18 protein-coding genes and 1 tRNA gene are annotated in these 19,161 nt (G+C 72.8%); 8 read left to right on the plus strand and 11 right to left on the minus strand.

Annotation, left to right across the window (positions count from 1 at the left end; genetic code table 11):
- Positions 1 to 72 precede the first annotated feature (72 nt).
- Together OB08_RS15550 and OB08_RS15555 are read left to right on the plus strand one after the other, a co-directional pair.
- Positions 73 to 3,795 carry an AAA family ATPase gene (locus OB08_RS15550; RefSeq protein ID WP_461476317.1) on the plus strand — a complete coding sequence of 1,241 codons (3,723 nt, stop codon included), beginning with the start codon at positions 73 to 75 and terminating at the stop codon, positions 3,793 to 3,795.
- Positions 3,782 to 3,979 carry a hypothetical protein gene (locus OB08_RS15555; protein WP_461476319.1) on the plus strand — a complete coding sequence of 66 codons (198 nt, stop codon included), beginning with the start codon at positions 3,782 to 3,784 and terminating at the stop codon, positions 3,977 to 3,979. The genes OB08_RS15550 and OB08_RS15555 overlap by 14 nt, the downstream gene beginning before the upstream one ends.
- 8 nt (positions 3,980 to 3,987) lie before the next feature.
- Here OB08_RS15555 and mscL read toward each other — a convergent pair whose 3' ends face one another.
- Genes mscL through OB08_RS15570 form a run of 3 tightly spaced genes read right to left on the minus strand, consistent with a single transcriptional unit; the run spans position 3,988 to position 5,396 of the window.
- Positions 3,988 to 4,404 carry a large conductance mechanosensitive channel protein MscL gene (mscL, locus tag OB08_RS15560; protein WP_461476321.1) on the minus strand — a complete coding sequence of 139 codons (417 nt, stop codon included), beginning with the start codon at positions 4,402 to 4,404 and terminating at the stop codon, positions 3,988 to 3,990.
- 34 nt (positions 4,405 to 4,438) lie between these two features.
- The gene (locus OB08_RS15565; RefSeq protein ID WP_461476323.1) at positions 4,439 to 4,783 is read right to left on the minus strand and encodes an FmdB family zinc ribbon protein; all 345 of its coding nucleotides are present in this window, start codon (positions 4,781 to 4,783) and stop codon (positions 4,439 to 4,441) included.
- 16 nt (positions 4,784 to 4,799) lie between these two features.
- Positions 4,800 to 5,396, minus strand: coding sequence for a 5-formyltetrahydrofolate cyclo-ligase (locus OB08_RS15570; protein WP_461476325.1), 597 nt, complete (start codon positions 5,394 to 5,396; stop codon positions 4,800 to 4,802).
- A 113-nt stretch (positions 5,397 to 5,509) separates the two neighbouring features.
- On the opposite strand from OB08_RS15570, the gene galU reads away from it, so the two are divergent.
- From galU to OB08_RS15585, 3 genes are read left to right on the plus strand one after another with little or no spacing between them, the layout of a single operon-like run.
- Complete coding sequence (gene galU, locus OB08_RS15575) at positions 5,510 to 6,397, plus strand: UTP--glucose-1-phosphate uridylyltransferase GalU (RefSeq protein WP_461476327.1); 888 nt, start codon at positions 5,510 to 5,512, stop codon at positions 6,395 to 6,397.
- A gap of 23 nt (positions 6,398 to 6,420) precedes the next feature.
- Positions 6,421 to 7,050 carry a GNAT family N-acetyltransferase gene (locus OB08_RS15580; RefSeq protein ID WP_461476329.1) on the plus strand — a complete coding sequence of 210 codons (630 nt, stop codon included), beginning with the start codon at positions 6,421 to 6,423 and terminating at the stop codon, positions 7,048 to 7,050.
- 56 nt (positions 7,051 to 7,106) lie between these two features.
- Positions 7,107 to 8,099 carry a large exoprotein gene (locus OB08_RS15585; RefSeq protein ID WP_461476331.1) on the plus strand — a complete coding sequence of 331 codons (993 nt, stop codon included), beginning with the start codon at positions 7,107 to 7,109 and terminating at the stop codon, positions 8,097 to 8,099.
- A gap of 98 nt (positions 8,100 to 8,197) precedes the next feature.
- Here the strand turns inward: OB08_RS15585 and OB08_RS15590 are convergent, their stop codons facing one another.
- Entirely contained in the window at positions 8,198 to 9,403 is a 1,206-nt protein-coding gene (locus OB08_RS15590; protein WP_461476333.1) for an amidohydrolase family protein, read from the minus strand.
- Between the two features lie 145 nt (positions 9,404 to 9,548).
- On the opposite strand from OB08_RS15590, the gene OB08_RS15595 reads away from it, so the two are divergent.
- Positions 9,549 to 9,621 (plus strand) — tRNA-Ala (locus OB08_RS15595).
- A 165-nt stretch (positions 9,622 to 9,786) separates the two neighbouring features.
- Here OB08_RS15595 and hemL read toward each other — a convergent pair.
- The 6 genes from hemL to hemE form a co-directional block, all read right to left on the minus strand.
- Positions 9,787 to 11,100, minus strand: a complete 1,314-nt coding sequence (hemL, locus tag OB08_RS15600; protein ID WP_461476334.1) for a glutamate-1-semialdehyde 2,1-aminomutase — start codon at positions 11,098 to 11,100, stop codon at positions 9,787 to 9,789.
- A complete protein-coding gene (gene hemB / locus OB08_RS15605) occupies positions 11,097 to 12,023 on the minus strand; it encodes a porphobilinogen synthase (RefSeq protein WP_461476371.1) in 927 nt (308 codons plus the stop codon). Before hemB ends, hemL begins: the two co-directional genes overlap by 4 nt.
- An 83-nt stretch (positions 12,024 to 12,106) precedes the next feature.
- Positions 12,107 to 13,021 (minus strand): hydroxymethylbilane synthase, encoded by a 915-nt coding sequence (gene hemC / locus OB08_RS15610; protein ID WP_461476336.1) that lies wholly within the window; start codon positions 13,019 to 13,021, stop codon positions 12,107 to 12,109.
- The gene (hemQ, locus tag OB08_RS15615; RefSeq protein WP_461476338.1) at positions 13,018 to 13,707 is read right to left on the minus strand and encodes a hydrogen peroxide-dependent heme synthase; all 690 of its coding nucleotides are present in this window, start codon (positions 13,705 to 13,707) and stop codon (positions 13,018 to 13,020) included. The genes hemC and hemQ overlap by 4 nt, the downstream gene beginning before the upstream one ends.
- Positions 13,708 to 13,737: 30 nt before the next feature.
- Positions 13,738 to 14,931 carry a protoporphyrinogen/coproporphyrinogen oxidase gene (locus tag OB08_RS15620; protein ID WP_461476340.1) on the minus strand — a complete coding sequence of 398 codons (1,194 nt, stop codon included), beginning with the start codon at positions 14,929 to 14,931 and terminating at the stop codon, positions 13,738 to 13,740.
- Positions 14,924 to 15,982 (minus strand): uroporphyrinogen decarboxylase, encoded by a 1,059-nt coding sequence (gene hemE, locus OB08_RS15625; RefSeq protein WP_461476342.1) that lies wholly within the window; start codon positions 15,980 to 15,982, stop codon positions 14,924 to 14,926. Before hemE ends, OB08_RS15620 begins: the two co-directional genes overlap by 8 nt.
- 59 nt (positions 15,983 to 16,041) lie before the next feature.
- Between hemE and OB08_RS15630 the strand changes: the two genes are divergently transcribed.
- Both OB08_RS15630 and OB08_RS15635 read left to right on the plus strand, forming a co-directional pair.
- On the plus strand, positions 16,042 to 17,295 hold the full coding sequence (locus OB08_RS15630; RefSeq protein WP_461476344.1) for a glutamyl-tRNA reductase: 1,254 nt from the start codon (positions 16,042 to 16,044) through the stop codon (positions 17,293 to 17,295).
- Between the two features lie 88 nt (positions 17,296 to 17,383).
- On the plus strand, positions 17,384 to 18,217 hold the full coding sequence (locus OB08_RS15635; protein ID WP_461476346.1) for a MerR family transcriptional regulator: 834 nt from the start codon (positions 17,384 to 17,386) through the stop codon (positions 18,215 to 18,217).
- 120 nt (positions 18,218 to 18,337) lie between these two features.
- On the opposite strand, the gene OB08_RS15640 is transcribed toward OB08_RS15635, so the two are convergent.
- On the minus strand, positions 18,338 to 19,099 hold the full coding sequence (locus OB08_RS15640) for a ZIP family metal transporter (protein WP_461476348.1): 762 nt from the start codon (positions 19,097 to 19,099) through the stop codon (positions 18,338 to 18,340).
- Positions 19,100 to 19,161: the final 62 nt, after the last annotated feature.

Consider the following 19,161-nt stretch of genomic DNA (forward strand, 5'->3'; position numbering starts at 1 on the left):
GGCGTGTCCCAATACCGCGAAACTCGGCCTCGCTGCAAGAGCCATCCGGACACGGCGCTTAGTGTGGCTCGTGTGTGGCGAGCAGAGGGCAGCGTCGTGGCCGGCGCAGAAGACGCCGTATCCGGGAGCGTCGTGACGCCGGGCGATCTCGGCCTCGCCGAGCCCGACGTGGTGGTGGCGCACATCGCCGACCCCGAGCGGGAGCGACTGCGACTGCAGTCGGCCGATCTCGGCGGCCGCTCGACCCTCCTGCACTTCACCGACGACGCCGATTCGTCGATCGAGATCACCAAGGCCCACCCCGGCAGCCTTCCCCAGTTCATCACCGGGCGCTCGACGCTCCTCTCCAATCTGTTCCGCGACGAGGTCGCACTGCGCAACGCCCGCCTCGCGGCCGAGCGCATCACGGCGAAGAACGTCGAGCTGCGCACGACGCGCGGCCTCGAGCCGGTCCACCTCGCCGTGGGCCTCGCCACCTGGCGCATCGGCAGCATGGAATGCTCGGCGCCCGTGCTGCTGCGCCCCCTCGCGATCCGCCGCCACCTCGCCGACTTCGAGCTCAAGCTGCACGGGTCGTTCGTCGTCAACCCCGAGCTCGTGCGCGCCATGCGCACGCACTTCGGCATCGAGCTCGACGGCGCAGGCCTCGCAGCACTCGCGCACGAAGGCGGAGTCTTCAAGCCCCAGCCGGTCATCGACCACCTGCGCGCGCTGACCTCGTGGATCGAGTCGTACACCGTCAAGCCGCGCCTCCTGGTGTCGAGCTTCGCCGACGTCGGCGGCGGCATGGCGCGAGACGCCTCCGACCTCGACCACCCCGTGCTGAACGCGCTCGCCGGCCACCCGGCCGATCGCGAGACGCTCACGGCCCGCCGTGAGGCGCCGCAGCCGACGAGCCCCGACGAACGCCCGCCGGCAGCCGACACGCTCCTCCTCGACGCCGACTCGGAGCAGGAGCGCGTCCTCGCGCGCATCACGTCCGGACAGTCGCTCGCCGTCCACACGCTCCCCGGCACCGGCGGAACCCAGACGATCATCAATGCGGTCGGCGCCCTCGTGCGCGACGGCAAGCGCGTGCTCGTCGTCAGCGCCCGCAGCTCGACGCTCGACGGCATCCGTCATCGCCTCGCCGGAATCGGGCTGCCCGGCCTCGCGGTCTCGCCGCGCACGCTGCAGCGCGACCTCATCCGCGCGATCGGCCGCAACGAGAAGGCTCAGCAGCCGAAGATCGCCGACATCGACGACGCGCTGGTGCGCCTGCGGGGCGTGCTGCGCGACTATCGCGGTGCCGTGACGGCGCAGCATCCGTCCCTCGGCGTCTCGGTGCTCGACATCCTGCGTGCGCTCGCGACCCTCGCCGCTCACGACGCGTCGCCCTCGACCGCGGCCCGCTTCGGCGGAGCGACGCTCGAGCGCCTCGCGCACGGGCGAGCGGATGCCGCGGCCAAACTCGCCGCCGCCGCCCGGCTCGGCGAGTTCCGGTTCGGGCCGGACGACTCGCCCTGGTACGGCGTCTCGTTCGCCAAGCCCGAGCAGGCTCGCGCCGCGCATGCGCTCGCCGGCAAGCTGCAGCGCAGCGAGCTGCCGAGCCTGCTCGAGCGCGGGTACGAGCTCATCGCGCAGACGCGCATGCGCCCGTTCCACACCGTCTCCGAGCTCGGCGCGTACCTGCGACTGCTCCAAGGCATCCGCGACTCGCTCGACCGCTTCAGCCTGACCGTCTTCGAGCGGCCGCTGGGCGAGCTGATCCAGGCGCACGCGCCCCGCCGCGATGCGCCGAACATGAGCGGACCGAACCGCCGCCGCCTGCGTCGCCTGTCGAAGGAGTACGTGCGCCCGGGCGTCCACGTTCCCGACATGTACGAGGCGCTCGTGCGCATCCAGCAGCAGCGCACCGAGTGGCAGCGGTTCGTCGACTCCGGCGTGACACCCGAGGTCCCGCTCGGCCTCTCCGACGTGCACGTCGCGCTGTCACGGGTCGAGGCCGAACTGGGCGAGCTCGACGCGGTCCTCGGTCGCACGGGGGCCGACCGCCTCTCGGTCCTGCCGGTCAAGCACCTCGTCCGCACCCTCGCGGGCCTGGCCGCCGACTCCGACGTCTTCGACAACCTCAAGGAGCGCGCGACGCTGCGCACCGAACTCGAGGCGCTCGGCCTCGGCCCGCTGCTCACCGAGCTCTCGGTGCGGCACGTGCCCGAGGCGCAGGTCGCCGACGAGCTCGAGTTCGCGTGGTGGCAGTCCGCCCTCGAGCTGCTGCTGCGCACCGACCGCGCGGTGCTCGGCGCCAACACGGCCGTGGTCGACCGCCTCGAGCGCGACTTCCGTCTCGTCGACGAGGCGCATGCCGCGGCATCCGGCCCGCTCCTCGCGTCGCAGCTGGCGACGCAGTGGCGCATCGGCATCGTCGACCGCGCAGACGAGGCCGGAGCCCTCAAGCACGCACTCAAGAACGGCGCCGTGACCCCGGGCGACCTCGTCGCGGCCGCCCCCGCGCTGTCGCGCACCCTCGCACCGGTGTGGCTCGCGTCGCCGTACGACGTGCCCGAGATTCCGTCGACGCCCGAGTTCGACGTCGTGATCGTGGCGGATGCCGCTGCCCTGTGCCTCGCCGAGGCTGCCCCCGCGCTGCGCCGCGGCCGGCAGATCGTCGTGTTCGGCGACCCGGTGACGCAGAAGCCGACGCCGTTCCGCGTGGCGGCGGGGATCCCGGTCGAAGAGGAGCCCGCCGAGCCCTTCGACACGACGAGCGTGTTCGAGCGGCTCGCCGACCTGCTGCCCGTCGAGACGCTCACCCGCAGCTACCGCGCCGGCGGCGAAGACCTCGCCGAGCTCGTCAACGACGCCTTCTACGGAGGCGAGCTCGTGTCGCTGCCGTGGGCCGGCTCGTACCTCGGACGCGGCAGCCTCGGCGTCGACTACGTCGAAGGCGGCACGGGCGCCCCCGACCCGGTGACCGGCGCCGTCGAGAGCCCCGACGCCGAGGTCGCCCGCGTCGTGACGCTCGTCGTGGAGCATGCGGTCAACCGCGGCTCGGAGTCGCTCATGGTCGTCACGGCGAGCATCAAGCACGCCGAGCGCATCCGCGCCGCCGTCGAGGCCGCGTTCGCCGGACGCTCCGACGTCGCCGACTTCGTCGCCCGCGACACCGCGGAGCCCTTCGCCGTGCTGACCCTCGAGGAGTCCGTCGCCGAGAGCCGCGACCGCGTCATCTTCTCGCTCGGGTTCGGCCTCACCAAGCACGGCCGCGTGCTCAGCGACTTCGGCGACCTGTCGACGCCCGACGGAGAGCGACTGCTCACGGTCGGGATGACGCGAGCGCGCCGCTCGATGGTGATCGTGTCGTCGATCCGCCCCTCGGCCTTCGACGACGGCCGCCTGGAGCACGGCGCGGCCACGCTCATGTCGATCCTCGGAGGCATCGCCGCCAAGGCGCGCGAAGCCCGCCTCGAAGACCTCGCCGATCCGCTGACCCTCGCGCTCGCGCGCGAGCTGCGCCGGCTCGGGCTCTCGGTGGACGTGCACTACCGGGGTCTGCTGCCGCTCGTTGCCCAGTACGACGGCAAGGCGGTCGTGGTCGAGAGCGACCCCGAGACGATCGGGGAGTCCCTGCGCGAGTCGCTGCGGCTGCGCCCGCAGATCCTGCGCCGACTGGGCTGGCACTACGTGCGCGTGCACTCGTTCGACCTGTACAGCGACCCGGCCGGCGTCGCCCAGCGCATTGCGGCGATGCTCGGCGTGCCGCCCGAAGCGCCGCGCGTCGAGACCGACACGCAGCCGATCGATGTCATCGAATAGCCGTCAGCGCATCGAGCGGGTCCCCGGCTCGCGCCGCGTGAAGCTCACGCCCGCGCCGGGAACCTCGGCCGAGCCCGTGCCGGGAGACGGGGGAGCGGATGCCGCGCCCCCGGCTGCTTCGCCGGGTGCGGCATCCGGCCCCAACGACGACCGCCTGCGGCAGGACGTGCCCCCGCACTACTGACTCGGCGGTCAGGCCCTGGGCTGAGTCGCGAGGAGGTCGCGGATCTGGACGAGCAGCTCCTGCTCGGTCGGGAGATCGGATGCCTCTTCCTCGGCGATCCCGGCCTTGGCGGCGGCTCGCTCCTTCCAGATGTTCATCGGGTAGACGAACACGAAGTAGACGACGACGGCGACGGCGACGAAGTTGATGATCGCGCCGAGGATCATGCCGAATCCGAAGAAGACCTCGGTCTCGCCGTCGAGGCTTGTGACCGTCCAGCCGACGGCGTCGAGCGAGCTCGCGTTGAACACCATCGCGATGAGCGGGTTGATCAGCCCGTTGACGATCGCTGTGACGATGAGCGTGAACGCGGCGCCGATGACCACGGCGACGGCCAGGTCGATGACGTTCCCGCGGAGGATGAACTCCTTGAAGCCTTTTATCACGTGATGCTCCTCACTTGTCTCCGGCGTCCGCCGGTCAGGACCCGGTCGAGGCGGGCGAGGACTTCGACTCGGACTTCGATGATGTCGAAGAGGCCGAGGACCCGCCACCGGACCCACCGGACGAGCCGCCCGACCCCGACGACCCCGACCCCGATGACGACGAAGAGCCGGAGGGCGAGGCATCCGTCCCCTTCTTCTCACCCGCGCGCGAGTCGGTGCGGTAGAAGCCGGAGCCGTTGAAGGTCACGCCGATCGAGCCGTACTCCTTGCGGAGCGGGCCGCCGCACTGGGGGCACTCGGTGAGCGCGGGGTCGGCGAAGGACTGCACCGCGTCGAAGCGGTGACCGCACTGCTTGCAGGCATAGGCGTAGGTGGGCATGGCTCTCTTCGGGCGTTCAGCGCCGGACCGGCGCGAGGAGGATGGTCTGCGTGGGGGTGACGACGCCCGTCACCGGCTGGTCGTGCAGGTCGCTCGGGACCTCGTCGACGACCTCGGAGTCGAAGACGACTGCATAGACCGGCGGGCAGCGGTGCATCGAGCCGATGGTCTTGTCGTAGTAGCCGCGGCCCCAGCCGAGGCGCATGCCCTGGCGATCGACGGCGGCGGCGGGGATCACAAGCAGGTCGACGTCGTTGACGGCGATGGGTCCGAGCAGCTCGCCGACCGGCTCGGGGAGCCCGAACATGCCCTCGGTGATGTCGAGCTCGGGGGTCGCCACCGACCAGTCGAGGAGTCCGTCGGTGCGGGTGACGGGAAGAAGGACACGGACGCCGCGCCCCACCGCGCCGGCGACGAACTCCCGCGTGCCCGGCTCGGTCGTCGTCGACAGGAAGCACGACATCGAGGTGACGCCGAGTTCGTCGACGAGCCTGTCGAGCTGTGAGCGGATGCCGGTGGCCGCGGTCTCGCGGGCCTGCGGGGTCAGCAGCTGACGCCGCTCCCTCAGCTCGGCTCGGAGCGCGCGCTTCGCGTCGGCGATCGCGTCGGACATGCCCTCGATTCTAGGCGGGGTTCGCACGGGGGCAGCGTCGTGCCGATATCGCGCTGCGGCCGGGTGTGTCAACGCGGCGTCATGGCGAAACATGCGCCCCCTAGAATGCAGGCATGCCCCGTACCCCCATCAAGGCCGTCATCCCTGCTGCCGGTCTCGGCACCCGCTTCCTGCCGGCCACCAAGGCGATGCCCAAAGAGATGCTGCCGGTCGTGGACAAGCCCGCGATCCAGTACGTGGTCGAAGAGGCTGCGCAGGCGGGCATCGACGACATCCTGGTGATCATCGGCCGCAACAAGAACGCGATCTCGAACCACTTCGACTCGGTGCCCGAGCTCGAGGAGAAGCTGAAGGACAAGGGCGACGACGACCGCCTGCGCCGTGTCGTGGCGTCGAGCGACCTCGCCGACATCCACTTCGTGCGTCAGGGCGAGCCGAAGGGACTCGGACACGCGGTGCTCCGCGCAAAGGCGCACGTCGGCGACGCATCGTTCGCGGTCATGCTCGGCGACGATCTCATCGACGAGCGCGATCCTCTGCTCACCCGCATGATCGCCGAGCACGAGCGCACCGGCGCCACCATCATCGCGCTGATGGAGGTGAACCCCGACCACATCCACATGTACGGCGCCGCGGCCGTCGAGGCGACCGACACCGACGGGCTCGTCAAGGTGACCGGCCTCGTCGAGAAGCCGAAGAAGGAGGATGCGCCCTCCAACCTCGCCGTCATCGGCCGGTACGTGCTGAGCCCGAACGTGTTCGAGATCCTCGAGCGCACCGAGCCGGGCAAGGGCGGCGAGATCCAGCTCACCGATGCGCTCCAGGAGCTGGCCGCCGACGCCGACGGTCCCGGCGTGTACGGCGTCGTCTTCGGGGGTCGCCGCTACGACACCGGCGATAGGGTGGACTACATCAAGGCCATCGTGCAGCTCGCAGCCGATCGTGACGATCTCGGACCCGACCTGCGACCCTGGTTCAAGGAGTTCGCGGCGAACCTCTGACGCCGCCCGTACGAGGGGGTCACGTGGACCTGACGGCTCCCCGCAGCCACGGCCCGGTGTCGATCCGGCTCGTGCGACCGCGCGACGCCCGCGTGCTGCAGAGCGAGCTGCTGTCCAACCGCGAATGGCTGCGGCCGTGGGAGGCCACGAGTCCCGACGGTCCGGTGTCGTTCGACATGCGCCTCGGCGTGCGCCGGCTGCTGCAGCAGTATCGCGACGGGGCCGGCGTGCCGTTCGTCATGGAGCACGACGGCAACATCGCCGGTCAGCTCAACGTCTGGGGCATCGCCCGCGGGTCGCTGGCGTCGGCGACCATCGGCTACTGGGTGAGCAAGCGGTTCGCCGGACGGGGGATCACCCCGACCGCGGTCGCGATGGCGACCGACGTGTGCTTCACCGAGCTGCGGCTGCACCGCATGGAGATCTGCATACGACCCGAGAATCGTGCGAGCCTGCGGGTCGTCGAGAAGCTGGGCTTCCGCTACGAGGGCCTGCGGCGGCGGTACATCCACATCGACGGGGACTGGCGCGACCACTACGCCTTCGCGCTCGTGCGCGACGAGGTTCCCGAGGGCGTGCTGCAGCGCTGGGTCACGGGACGTGCCCCGCAGGCTGCCGCCACGGTTCCGCCGGCCGATCGCCTGCACGCATAGGGCGACACGCGCCGGATGGCCGGGCCGCGGCATCCGCGTCACTTACCGTTGTGCACATGGTGGGTGGCCAGGTGCTGGGTGGCGGGGTGATCGTGCTCGTCGTCGTGCTCCTGTGGCTCGTCTATCTGCTGCCGTCATGGCACAGCCGTCGCCAGTTCGACGCCGCCGAGCGCAACGCAGTGCGGCTGAACCAGGCGCTGCGGGTGCTCGCGGAGACCAGCGAGACACCTGAGGAGGTGCGGCTCGAGCTGAACGCCCGTACGGCCGCCGCGCAGCAGCGACTCGCCAGGCAGGCGCTCGCGCACCGCGAGTCCGCGGCGCTCGAAGAGGCCAAGGTGCACCTCGAGCGCGCCCGCACCGAGCGCGAGACCGCCGAGGCCGCCGCCCGCATCGACCTGGAGCGGGCGCGTGCGGAGCGGGCCGCCGCGCAGGCGCAGGCCCGCGCTGAGCTGGATGCCGCGCAGGCCGCCGCTCGCGCCGAGGTGGCCGCCGCGCGATCCACGCCCGCGGTGCGTCGCGCGCGGGCCCGCCGACGGTTCCGGCTGGCCTCGACGCTCGTCCTGATCGGCGGGCTCGCGCTCGCCGGGTGGGGCGTATTCGAGGTGCTGACGACGGGCGCGCAGGCGTGGCTGTGGGCGGGCGTGGCCGTGGCCGCGGCATCCGCTCTCGTTCTTCAGCGACTGGCGAGGGTCGCCTCGCGAGCGGGCGTGGTCGTCGCCGCGCCGGTCGCCCGGCCGGAGGTGCACGTGCAGGACGTCGAGCTCGAGCAGGCGTCGCGCGAATGGGCGCCGCGCGAGCTTCCGCGGCCGCTCACGGCGTCCGCCGGTTCGCGTGCCTCGGTCGTGCTCGAAGCAGAAGCGGCTCGCGAGGCGCTGCGGCAGGCCGCCCTCGAAGACGCGATGCGCGAGCGGGCCGAGGCGCAACGTCCGCCGTCGATCGAGGTCGCTCGCACGGCGCGGGCCGACTTCGCGCGCATGGGGTACGTCGACGACGCCGAGATCGAGGCGCACGTCCGCGACCTGTTGACGCGGCGGGCTGCCGGGGCGTAGCCCGGGTTCGGCGCCGGTTGGTCGTCGAGTTGCCGGTTGGGGTGGGCTGGTGGCTGCCCTGGGTCGCCCGAAGTGGCGACTCGGTGAACACGACCCCGTCAGGCCGAATGCAGGACCCGGCCGGCGCCGAGGACCAGCTCGCGCGGGGGAGTGCGCACGAGGGCGTCCATGGCGTTCTCGGCGTCGAGGAGCACGAGGTCGGCACGGTCCCCGACGGCGAGGGAGTTGACCCCGACGCCGGCGAACGGGCCGGCGGCGCCGGTCGCGAGGTCGACGACGCGGCGCAGGTCATCGTCGCGCACGACGCTCGACGAGCGGGCGTACTGCCACGCGATGCCGAGGAGGTCTCCCGTGCCGTACGGGCTCCAGAGATCGCGGATGCCGTCGGTGCCGAAGCCGAACCGCACTCCGGCCGCGTCGAACTCGCGGAGCGGGAGCTGCGGCAGGCGCAGCGGCGCCACCGTGGTCATCGTGACGTCGAGGGCCGACATCCGCTCGAGGAGATCGCGTCGGCGCACTGCGTCGACCTGCGCGAGGGCGAAACCGTGCGCGATGTTGACGCGGCCCGCGAGGCGGAGAGCCTCGGTGCGGTCGAGGATGAGGTCGAACTGGAACGCGCCGAGCTCGGCGGGGTCGTGCAGGTGGATGTCGACGCCCGCGCCGGTGTCCGCAGCGATCGCGAAGATCCCGTCGAGCTGACCCACGGGGTCGCGATCGATGCTCGCCGGATCGAGGCCGCCGATGTGCTCGGCGCCGGCCTCGGCGGCGGCGCGCAGCAGTTCGAGGACGCCCGGGCGCCGCAGCACCCCGTCCTGCGGGAAGGCGACGATCTCGGCGGTGATCGCGCCGTCATACTCGGCGACCGCCTCGCGCACGATCTCGATGCCTCGCAGGCCGAGCCCGAGGTCGACGTCGACGTGCGTGCGCAGCGCCGTGGTGCCGAACCGGACGAACTCGCCGAGCACCCGACGGGTGATCTCGAGGCCCGGGATGCCCAGCTCATCGCGCCGCGCGCGCTCGTGCCGGATGCGGCCGTCCGTGCCGCCCTCGCCGCCGTACGACTGCCACGGGTGGCCGATCCACGACTTGTCGACGTGCGCGTGCGTGTTGACGAGGCCGGGCAGCGCGAGGTGGCCCCGGCCGTCGACCTCGTCGTGACCGATCGGCGCGTTCGAGGCGGGGGTGACGGCGGCGATGAGGCCGCTCTCGTCGACGGCGATGTCGTGCGGGGAGCCGTCCCGCCCGCCGACCTCGAGGCGCACATTGCGGACGGCGAAGACACGGTTGAGAGCGGGGGAGGACATGCCTCCATCCTCCCCCGAGCGGCGGCGCCGAGTTGCCGGTCGAGGCGGCTTCGTGGCGGTTGCAGGCCGCCCGGAGTGGCGACTCGAGGGGGCGGATGCTGGTCCGGGACGCGCTTCGGGCCGTGATAACCTAACTGAGGTTCACGGGCCTGTAGCGCAGTTGGTAGCGCGCCTCGTTCGCATCGAGGAGGTCAGGGGTTCGATTCCCCTCAGGTCCACAAGCACGGAAAGACCCCCGCTCGTCGGGGGTCTTTCTTCGTTCCGGGCGCGGGTGCCCGTCAGCGCCGCTCGCGCGGGCTTCGTCTGGGCGAATCGGCGGCTCACAGGCATCCGGAACCGTCGATTCGCACAAATGAACCAAGGGGGGGCGGCGGCCCGGACGGTCAGCCGGGCGTCGCGGCGGCCGCGGCCCGAGCGGCGGCGGGCAGTGCGGCGACGATCTGCGCCACCGCCTCGTCGTCGTGCGCGGCCGAGACGAACCAGGCCTCGAACACCGACGGCGGCAGCGAGACGCCCTGGTCGAGCATCGCGCGGAAGAACGGCGGATACCGGAACGCCTCCTGCGCCTTCACCGACGCGTAGTCGGTCGGCGCGACCTCCGCGAACTGGATCGAGAAGAGGTTGCCCGAGCGCTGCACGACGTGGGTGACGCCGGCTTCCAAGAGAGCGGATGCCGCGGCCTCCGCGATCGTCGCCGCGGCGTCGTCGATGCGAGCGTAGGCCGACGCATCGAGATGGTCGAGGGTCGCGCGTCCGGCGGCGACGGCGAGCGGATTGCCGCTCAGCGTGCCGGCCTGGTACACCGGGCCGAGGGGCGCGAGCAGCTCCATCAGCGCCGCGGATCCGCCGATGGCCGCGAGCGGCAGGCCGCCGCCGACGACCTTGCCGAAGGTGATGAGGTCGGGGGAGAAGGGCACCGGGTCGATGCCGTACCAGCCCGCCGGGCCCACGCGGAAGCCCGTGAGCACCTCGTCGAGGATGAGCAGGGCTCCATTGCCGTGGGCGAGGTCGGCGATCGCGGCGTTGAAGCCGAGCGACGGCGGGACGATGCCCATGTTCGCGGGCGCCGCCTCGACGATGATCGCGGCGATCTCGCTGCCGCGCAGTGCGAACACCTCGTGCAGCGCATCGAGGTCGTTGTAGGGCACGACGAGCGTCTGTGCCGCGATCGGTGCCGGCACACCGGCCGAGCCGGGCATCGCGAGCGTCGCGACGCCGGAGCCGGCCTCGGCCAGCAGGCCGTCGGAGTGCCCGTGGTAGTGACCGGCGAACTTCACGATCAGGTCGCGGCCGGTCGCGCCGCGTGCGAGGCGGATCGCCGTCATCGTCGCCTCGGTGCCCGTCGACACCAGGCGCACGCGCTCGACGGGGCGCGCGCCGTCGCTGGTCACGCGGGCCTCGATGAGCTCGGCGAGCTCGGTCTCGCCCGGAGTGGATGCGCCGAAGCCGAGGCCGTGGGCCGCGGCATCCGTCACCGCTTTCACGACGGCCGGGTGCGCGTGCCCCAAGATGGCCGGACCCCACGAGCCCACGAGGTCGACGTACTCGCGACCCTCGACGTCGGTGACGCGCGGGCCCGAGGCCGACACGAAGAAGCGCGGCGTCGTGCCGACCGAGCCGAAGGCGCGCACCGGCGAGTTGACCCCGCCGGGCATGGCCGCGCGGGCGCGGGCGAACTCGTCTGCGTTGGTGCTCATCGGATCCATCCCGCCAGTTCCACGGCCCAGTAGGTCAGCACGGCGTCGGCACCGGCGCGGCGGATGCCGACCACCGACTCCTCGATCGCCCGGCGGCGGTCGATCCAGCCATGGGCCGCGGCGGCCTCGATCATCGCGTACTCGCCCGAGACCTGGTACGCCCAGACAGGGACGGGGCTGGATGCCGCGGCATCGGCCAGTACGTCGAGATAGCTCATCGCGGGCTTGACCATCACGATGTCGGCGCCCTCGGCGACGTCGAGGTCGATCTCGAGTGCGCCCTCGCGGCGGTTGCCGGGGTCGAGCTGATAGGTTCGGCGGTCGCCATCGAGCGACGACTGCACCGCTTCGCGGAACGGACCGTAGAACGCCGACGCATACTTGGCGGCGTAGCCGAGGATCGGGGTGTTGCCGAAGCCGGCGCCGTCGAGCGCGTCGCGCACAGCCGCGACCTGGCCGTCCATCATGCCGCTGAGGCCGAGCAGGTGCGAGCCCGCCTCGGCCTGCGCGACGCCCATGTCGCGGTAGCGCTCGAGGGTCGCGTCGTTGTCGACGTAGCCGCGGGAGTCGAGCACGCCGCAGTGGCCGTGGTCGGTGAACTCGTCGAGGCACAGGTCGGTCTGCACGACGAGCGCGTCGCCGGCCTCGGCGACAGCGATGCGCGTCGCGATGTTCAGGATGCCGTCGGGATCGGTCGCACCGGAGCCCGTCGCATCCTTGTGCTCGGGCACGCCGAACAGCATGATGCCGCCGATGCCGGCGGTCGCGGCATCCGCCACCGCATTCTTGAGGCTCTCGGTCGTGTGCTGCACGACGCCCGGCATGGACGAGATCGGCACCGGCTCGCCCGCCCCCTCGCGCACAAAGACGGGGAGGATCAGGTCGGCCGGGTGCAGGCGCGTCTCGCTGACGAGGCGCCGCATCGCGGGCGTGGCGCGCAGGCGGCGGGCCCGGAAGGAGAGGCGGGGGTGGCCGAGGGGGCCGGCCCCCTCGGAGAAGGAGGAGGTCACGGGCGTTCTCCCGTCAGGCCGGCGGCGCCGGCGTCGAGCAGTTCGCGGGCGACGCGCGCCGCGACGTCGCGCGACGGGTCGCCGTCGTCGGGCCACGTCGCCGCGTGCGACGACGTGAGGACGGTCTGGCCGTCGAGGCTGTAGACGCTCGCAGACAGCAGGAGCAGGCCGGCGTCGACGACGGCGCGCGCACCGACCGGCGCTGAGCAGCCTGCCTCGAGGAGGGCGAGCACCTCGCGCTCGGCCTCGACGGCGGCGCGGGTCTCGCGGTGGTCGAGCTTGCGCACGAGGTGCTCGTCGCCGCGCCGCACCTCGACCGCGAGCGCTCCCTGGCCCGGGGCCGTCGGCCAGCGGTCGGCGTCGAGGAACTCGGTCACCACGTCGGCGCGGCCGAGGCGGCGCAGGCCCGCGGCGGCGAGCACGACGGCATCGAGGTCGCCGGGGGCGACGCGGGCGAGGCGCGTGTCGACGTTGCCGCGGATGTCGACGACCTCGAGGTCGGGACGCTTCGCCCGCAACTGGGCCATGCGGCGGGGCGAGCCGGTTCCGACGCGCGCACCCTCGGGGAGCTGCTCGAGCGTGAGTCCGTCGCGCGCGCACAGGGCGTCGCGCGGGTCTTCGCGGGCCGGGATCGCCGCGACCACGAGCCGGTCGTGCGGTGCGGTCGGGAGGTCCTTGAGCGAGTGGACGACGAGGTCGCACCGGTCGTCGAGCAGAGCGTCGCGCAGGGCGCCGGTGAAGAGGCCCGTGCCGCCGGCACGCGAGAGCGGCTCGTTCGTGCGGTCGCCGTCGGTCGTGATCGTGACGAGCTCGGTGGTGACGCCCGTCGCATCGGCGAGGTCGTCGGCGACCATGCCGGTCTGGGTGAGGGCGAGCGCGCTGCCGCGCGTGCCGATGCGCAAGGTGGTCACGCGAGCACCTCGGCGATCTCGTCGAGGCCGATGCGGCGGCCCGTGTAGAACGGCACCTCTTCGCGCACGTGGCGGCGTGCCTCGGTCTGGCGGAGGTGCCGCATGAGGTCGACGAGGTCGACGAGCTCGGGAGCCTCGAGCGCCAGGATCCACTCGTAGTCGCCCAGCGCGAAGCTCGCGACCGTGTTGGCCAGCACCTGACGGTACTCGGCGCCCTTGCGGCCGTGGTCGGCGAGCATCTGACGGCGGTCGGCCTCGGGCAGGATGTACCAGTCGTACGACCTGACGAACGGGTAGACGGTGAGCCAGGCCTCGGGGTCCTTGCCGCGCATGAAGGCCGGCAGGTGGTTGGCCGTGAACTCGGCGTCGCGGTGAACGCCCATCGCGTTCCACACCGGCTCGAGCGAGGCGAGCGGCTCGGCCCGGCGCAGCGTGCGCAGCGCGGCCTGCAGCTTCTCGGGAGCGATGTCGGTCGCGTGCAGCCAGATCATGAGGTCGGCGTCGGCGCGGAGGCCCGAGACGTCGTAGAACCCGCGGACGGTGACACCGTATGCCTCGACCTCGGCGACCGCGGCCGTCAGGTCTCCGGCGGGGGACGGGCGCTGGGGGTCACGGCGGAACACGGCCCACAGCGTGTAGCCGAGCGCCTCGTTCTCGGACGTGGGGGCAGCCGAGGTTTCGCTCATGCGTCCATTCTTCCATCCGCGCGTGTCGGGTCAGCGCGCGAGAAGCGCCGCCGCGGTGCGCTCGGCGTGGGCGACGATGCCGGCGAGGCCGGAGCCGGCGACCGTCTCGCCCACGACGAGGAGATCGGATGCCTCGGCCGCGGCAGGCCTCGTCCAGGTGACGACGCCCGACCCGGCCACCACGGGCAGCCGGACCCCCAGCAGGACTTCGGCGTCGGCACGCGCAGCGGCGACCGGATCGACCGGTGGCTCGTCGTACGACAGGCGCAGCACGTGCCGGCCGCCGGCCGCCTCGCGCAGCCACTCCCACTTCGCCGTCGCGTGCGTGAGCGCGCGGGCGGCGACGGGTGCTCCGGCGGCGACGAGCAGCCCGCTGCCTCGGGGCGCGGCATCCAACTCGTCCTGCTCCACCACGAGGGTGACCAGGTCGATCCGCCGCCCGCCCGCCGCGGGCCACGGCGTCGCGATCACGACGGTGCCGTCGAGGCCTTCCAAGGTGTCGACGTGCGAGCCGAAGCGCACGCGGCCCCCGGCGCGCTCGAGGTCGGCGGCGAGGGCGGGGACGAGGCGGTTGATCCCGCCCCGAAGGCCCGCGACCGCCGATCCGGGCGGAGCGTCGGCCCGCAGCCGCGCGACGGCGGCGCCGAGCGACCCCGCCTCTGCGAGCGCGGCGGGCAGGCCCGGGTGCGCGCGTGCGACGGGCACGGCGTCGGGGTGGGTCGAGTGCACGCCGTGCACCACCGGCGCCACGAGCCGATCGAGCACCGCGTCGCCGTACCGCTCGCGCACCAGCGCGCCGAGCGAGGCGGGAGCCTCCGAGCCGAGCGGCCGGGCGTCGAGTTCGGCGGCCCGCCGAGCGGCATCCGCCCCGACGACCCGCACGACGTCCTCCGCCAGCGGGTCGGCGGGGATTCCGAGCAGCGCCGTCGCGGGCAGCGGCACCGCCGGCCCTTCGGCGGGCTGCAGCCAGGCGGGCCCGGGCCGCGGCTCGACGATGTCGCCGGCGAGTCCGAGCTCTGCCAGCAAGGACGCCACGACGCCGCCGCGCACCGCAAAGCTCTCGGCTCCGGCATCCAGTCCGATGCCCGCGACCTCATGCCGCGCGACCGTCCCGCCGAGGCGATCGGATGCCTCGAGCACGACGACGTCCGCACCGGCGAGGGTCAGCCGCCGGGCCACCACGAGCCCCGCGACGCCGCCGCCGACGACGGAGAAGTCAGCCACGGGAGTGGACGAACTCCACGACGCGCGTGAGCACCGTCGGGTCGGTCTCGGGCGGCACTCCGTGCCCGAGGTTCACGATGTGCGCCTTCGCCGCGCGGCCGCGCTCGAGCACGTCGACGATGTGCGCCTCGAGCACCGGCCACGGGGCGGCGAGCAGCGCGGGATCGATGTTGCCCTGCAGCGGCACGTCGGCTCCGACGCGGCGTGATGCCTCGTCCAGCGGCAGGCGCCAGTCGACGCCCATGACGTCGACGCCGACGCCGTGCATCGCGGCGAGGAGCTCACCGGTGCCGACGCCGAAGTGCACGAGCGGCACGCCGAGCGCCTTCGCGCGCTCGAGTGCGTGGCGCGAGTGCGGGCGGACGTGCTCGGTGTAGTCGGCGAGGCTGAGCGAGCCCGCCCACGAGTCGAAGAGCTGACCGGCCGAGGCGCCGGCCTCGAGCTGGGCCTCGAGGAACATCCCGGTCACGTCGGCGCACCACGAAAGGAGCGCCGCCCACGTCTGAGGATCGGAGTGCATGAGCGCGCGCGTGCGCAGCTGCTCCTTCGACGGGCCGCCCTCGACGAGGTACGACGCGAGCGTGTACGGCGCCCCGGCGAAGCCGATGAGCGGCGTAGCGCCGAGCCCCGCGACGGTGAGCGCGACGGCCTCGCGGATCGGTGTCAGCGCGGCTGGGTCCAGGGGCGGCAGCGCGGCGACGTCGGCGGCGGTGCGCACCGGCTCGGCCAGCACCGGACCGCGGCCCGGGACGATCCGCACGTCGACCCCCGCCAGCTTCACCGGGATCACGATGTCGCTGAAGAAGATGCCCGCGTCCACGCCGTGACGACGCACCGGCTGCAGGGTGATCTCGCTCGCGAGCTCGGGGTTCAGGCACGCGTCGAGCATGTCGGTGCCGACGCGCAGTTCTCGGTATTCGGGGAGCGACCGGCCGGCCTGCCGCATGAACCACACGGGCGTCGTCTCGGGGCGCTCGCCGCGGTAGGCGCGGATCAGCGGGGGAGCGACGTATCCGTCGGCAAGAGTCGGGTGAGAGGCATCCAGCGGCACGCATTACACCCTATGCGCCCGCTTCGTCCGGTTCTCCGGGCGTGCCTTAACATGGACAGGTGCTCCTCTGTCTCACCGCGAACCATCGGAACGCGAGTCTCGACGTCTTGGAGCGACTCTCCCTCGGAGCACCCGCAGCCACCCGCACCCTCGTCGACGAGGAGCTGTTCGTCGCCGGAGCCGTCGTGCTCGCGACCTGCAACCGCTTCGAGGCCTATCTCGACATCGACGAGCCGCTCACGGGCGGCGAGGCGGTCGCGGTCGAATCCGTCGTCGAGGCGATGGCCGAGGCATCCGACATCCCCGTCGAAAGCCTGCGCACCTCGGTGACCGTGCATTCCGGAGCCGATGCCGCCGCCCACCTCTTCGCCGTGACCAGCGGCCTCGAGTCCGTCGTCGTCGGCGAGGACGAGATCTCGGGCCAGGTGCGCCGCGCGCTCGACGCCGCGCGGGAAGAGGGCACCACGAGCGGCGAGCTCGAGCGCCTCTTCCAGAAGGCCACCCACACGAGCCGCGGCATCCGCAACCGCACGAGCCTGCGCGGCACGCACCGCTCGCTCGTGCGCTTCGCCCTCGAGCTCGCCTCGAGCCGCGTCGCCGACTGGGCCGCGTCGCGCGTCGTCGTCGTCGGCACCGGCCGCTACGCCTCACGCACGGTAGAGGCCGTGCGCGCGCGCGGAGCCGTCGACATCCAGGTCTTCTCGCCCTCGGGCCGTGCCGCCGCGTTCGCGGCCAAGCACGCGCTGCCGCCCGTCTCCGACTTCACGGATGCCGCGGCCCAGGCCGACGTCGTCATCACGTGCACCGCCGACGCGGTCGTGCACGCCGACGCCTTCACTCCCGGTCACCGCGTGCTCGTCATCGACCTCGGCCTGCCCCGTAACGTCGACCCCGCCGTCGGACGCGTCGAGGGCGTCGAGCTGCTCGACCTCGAGACCATCCGTCTGCACGCGCCGCTCGAGGAGTTCAGCGCCCACGCCGACGCCCGCGTCATCGTCGGCGACGCCGCGGCCGAGTTCACGGCCGACCGCGCGGCGGCTCCGGCGATCACCGCGCTGCGCAGCGACGTGCTGTCGATCGTCGAGGACGAGATCGCCCGCGCTCGTGCCCGGGGCGCCGGAGATGAGACCGAGGCCGCCCTGCGCCACCTCGCGGGCGTGCTGCTGCACCGCCCGTCCGTGCGCATCCGCGAGCTCGCCGTCGAGGGACGCATCGACGAGGTCAACGCGGCGCTCGAGACGCTGCACGGCCTGTCGGTCGAGACGCCGGCGGGCGAGGTCGCCGACGAGCGCGACTGGACCGCGTCCGCCTGAGGCTGCCCGGCCCCGGCGCGGTTCGCCGGACCCGCTTGATCGGCGTCCGGGTCTTCCGCTTGACTCTCACGCTGTGTCAGGGTCGAGCGTGGTCTCCACCATGTACACCATCGGAGAGTTCGCCGCCCTCGGGCGGGTGAGCGTGCGGATGCTGCGGCACTACGACGAGATCGGCGTGCTGCGCCCCGCCCGGGTCGACGAGCGCACGGGCTACCGGCACTACGCCGACGCCCAGCTCGGGGCGCTCATGCGTCTCGTCGAGCTGCGCGACCTCGGCTGCGGGCTGGACGAGATCGGCGGCGTGCTGGCGGCGGAGGATCAGAACGCGGCCCTGCACGACGCCCTTGTGCGCCGGCAGGCCGAGCTCGAGGCATCCGTCGCCGCCGACCGCGACCGGCTCGCCCGGATCGCCGAACGACTCCACCGTCTGGAAGGAACCGACACCATGTCCGACGTCGAATACCGCTCGCTCGAGCCCGTCACCGTCTACGCCGTCGAGGGCCGCGCGCCGGGGATGGGACCCGAGAACGTCTCGCCCGTCATCGACCCGCTGCTGGGGCGGCTCATCGGCGCGATCGAGGCCGCGGGCCGCGAGCCGCAGGAGCCCGGCGTGTTCTGGTACGAAGCCGTGCCCGACTCGGAGGAGCTCGCCGTGCACGTGTCGTTCACGGCGGATGCGCCGGCCGAGGCGGCCGACGGCTACGACGTCGTCGAGCTTCCGGCTGTCGAGACCGCGGCCGTCCTGACCCACCGCGGCGACATGCCCTCGATCGGGCGCTCCTGGATGGCGCTCATGGAGCGAGTCGCCGACGACGGGTACCGCATCGTCGGACCGACGCGCGAGGTCTACGTGCATGCGCCCGACGATCGGCCGCAGTCGGAGTGGGTCACCGAGCTGGTCGCCCCGGTCGGCAAGGGCTGAGCTCGCGGCGGGCGAGGACTGAGCTCGCGGCGGGGGGCGAGTGCTGTCGATTCCTGCGACTGCGCTGCCGATCGGCGCAGCGGTCGCAGGGAAGTGCCGCGGTCGCGCCGCCGAGCCCGCTCAACCGGCGAGCTCGTGAAGGAGGAACGCCGCCAGGAAGCCGACCGTCGCGTAGAGGCCGGTCAGCGCGCGCTGCTCATCGAACGCCTCGGGGATCATCGTGTTGCACACCATTGCGAGCAGCCCGCCGGCCGCGATCGTCGTGATGAGCGCGATCAGCCCCGCGGGCGCCGCCTGGAACGCGACGTACCCGAGGACGGCGGCCACGACGGTCACCGCCGCGATGCCTCCCCAGAGCAGCGCGATCCTGCGGCCGCTCGATCCGCTCGCCTTGAGCGCCGCGGTCGAGCCGAGCCCCTCGGGGAAGTTGCTGATCGCCACCGCCGCCACGATCGGGATGCTCAGCCCGCCCTGCAGCACCGACAGGCCCATCACGATCGATTCCGGGATGCCGTCGATCAGCGCGCCGATCGCGATCGCCGCCCCGGTGCCGCCTGCGAGCTTGGCGCTCTGCCGGCGCGCCACGATGTTGGCCGGAGTGCCCGAACCCGGCTGCTTCGGCCGCGAGACCAGCCAGTCCGCGACGATGTAGATGATCGCGCCGGCCAGGAAGCCCACCGTCGTCGGGACGAGTCCGCCGTCGGCCGCGGCCTCCTCGACGAGCTCGAACGCCAGCGTCGAGATCAGCACGCCGGCGCCCAGCGCCATGATGCCGGCCACGACCCGCTGCGGGATGTCCACGAACCACGCCACCGCCGCGCCGACCAGCAGCGTTCCGCCGCCGATCAGGCCGCTCAGCGCGGCGAGCCACACCCCGTCCATGGCGCCAACCTAGACCCGCCGCGAGCCCGCAGCGGTCAAGCGCGCGGCCGCACGCCGACGGA

This window comes from Microbacterium sp. HJ5, from assembly GCF_054824025.1.

Excerpts from the sequence above, each read along its gene's own strand:
- OB08_RS15555 (WP_461476319.1), top strand. The coding sequence starts at position 3,782 with ATGTCATCGAATAGCCGTCAGCGCATCGAGCGGGTCCCCGGCTCGCGC.
- OB08_RS15565 (WP_461476323.1), bottom strand. The coding sequence starts at position 4,783 with ATGCCCACCTACGCCTATGCCTGCAAGCAGTGCGGTCACCGCTTCGAC.
- OB08_RS15570 (WP_461476325.1), bottom strand. The coding sequence starts at position 5,396 with ATGTCCGACGCGATCGCCGACGCGAAGCGCGCGCTCCGAGCCGAGCTG.
- galU (WP_461476327.1), top strand. The coding sequence starts at position 5,510 with ATGCCCCGTACCCCCATCAAGGCCGTCATCCCTGCTGCCGGTCTCGGC.
- OB08_RS15585 (WP_461476331.1), top strand. The coding sequence starts at position 7,107 with ATGGTGGGTGGCCAGGTGCTGGGTGGCGGGGTGATCGTGCTCGTCGTC.
- OB08_RS15590 (WP_461476333.1), bottom strand. The coding sequence starts at position 9,403 with ATGTCCTCCCCCGCTCTCAACCGTGTCTTCGCCGTCCGCAATGTGCGC.
- hemL (WP_461476334.1), bottom strand. The coding sequence starts at position 11,100 with ATGAGCACCAACGCAGACGAGTTCGCCCGCGCCCGCGCGGCCATGCCC.
- hemB (WP_461476371.1), bottom strand. The coding sequence starts at position 12,023 with ATGCGGCGCCTCGTCAGCGAGACGCGCCTGCACCCGGCCGACCTGATC.
- hemQ (WP_461476338.1), bottom strand. The coding sequence starts at position 13,707 with ATGAGCGAAACCTCGGCTGCCCCCACGTCCGAGAACGAGGCGCTCGGC.
- OB08_RS15640 (WP_461476348.1), bottom strand. The coding sequence starts at position 19,099 with ATGGACGGGGTGTGGCTCGCCGCGCTGAGCGGCCTGATCGGCGGCGGA.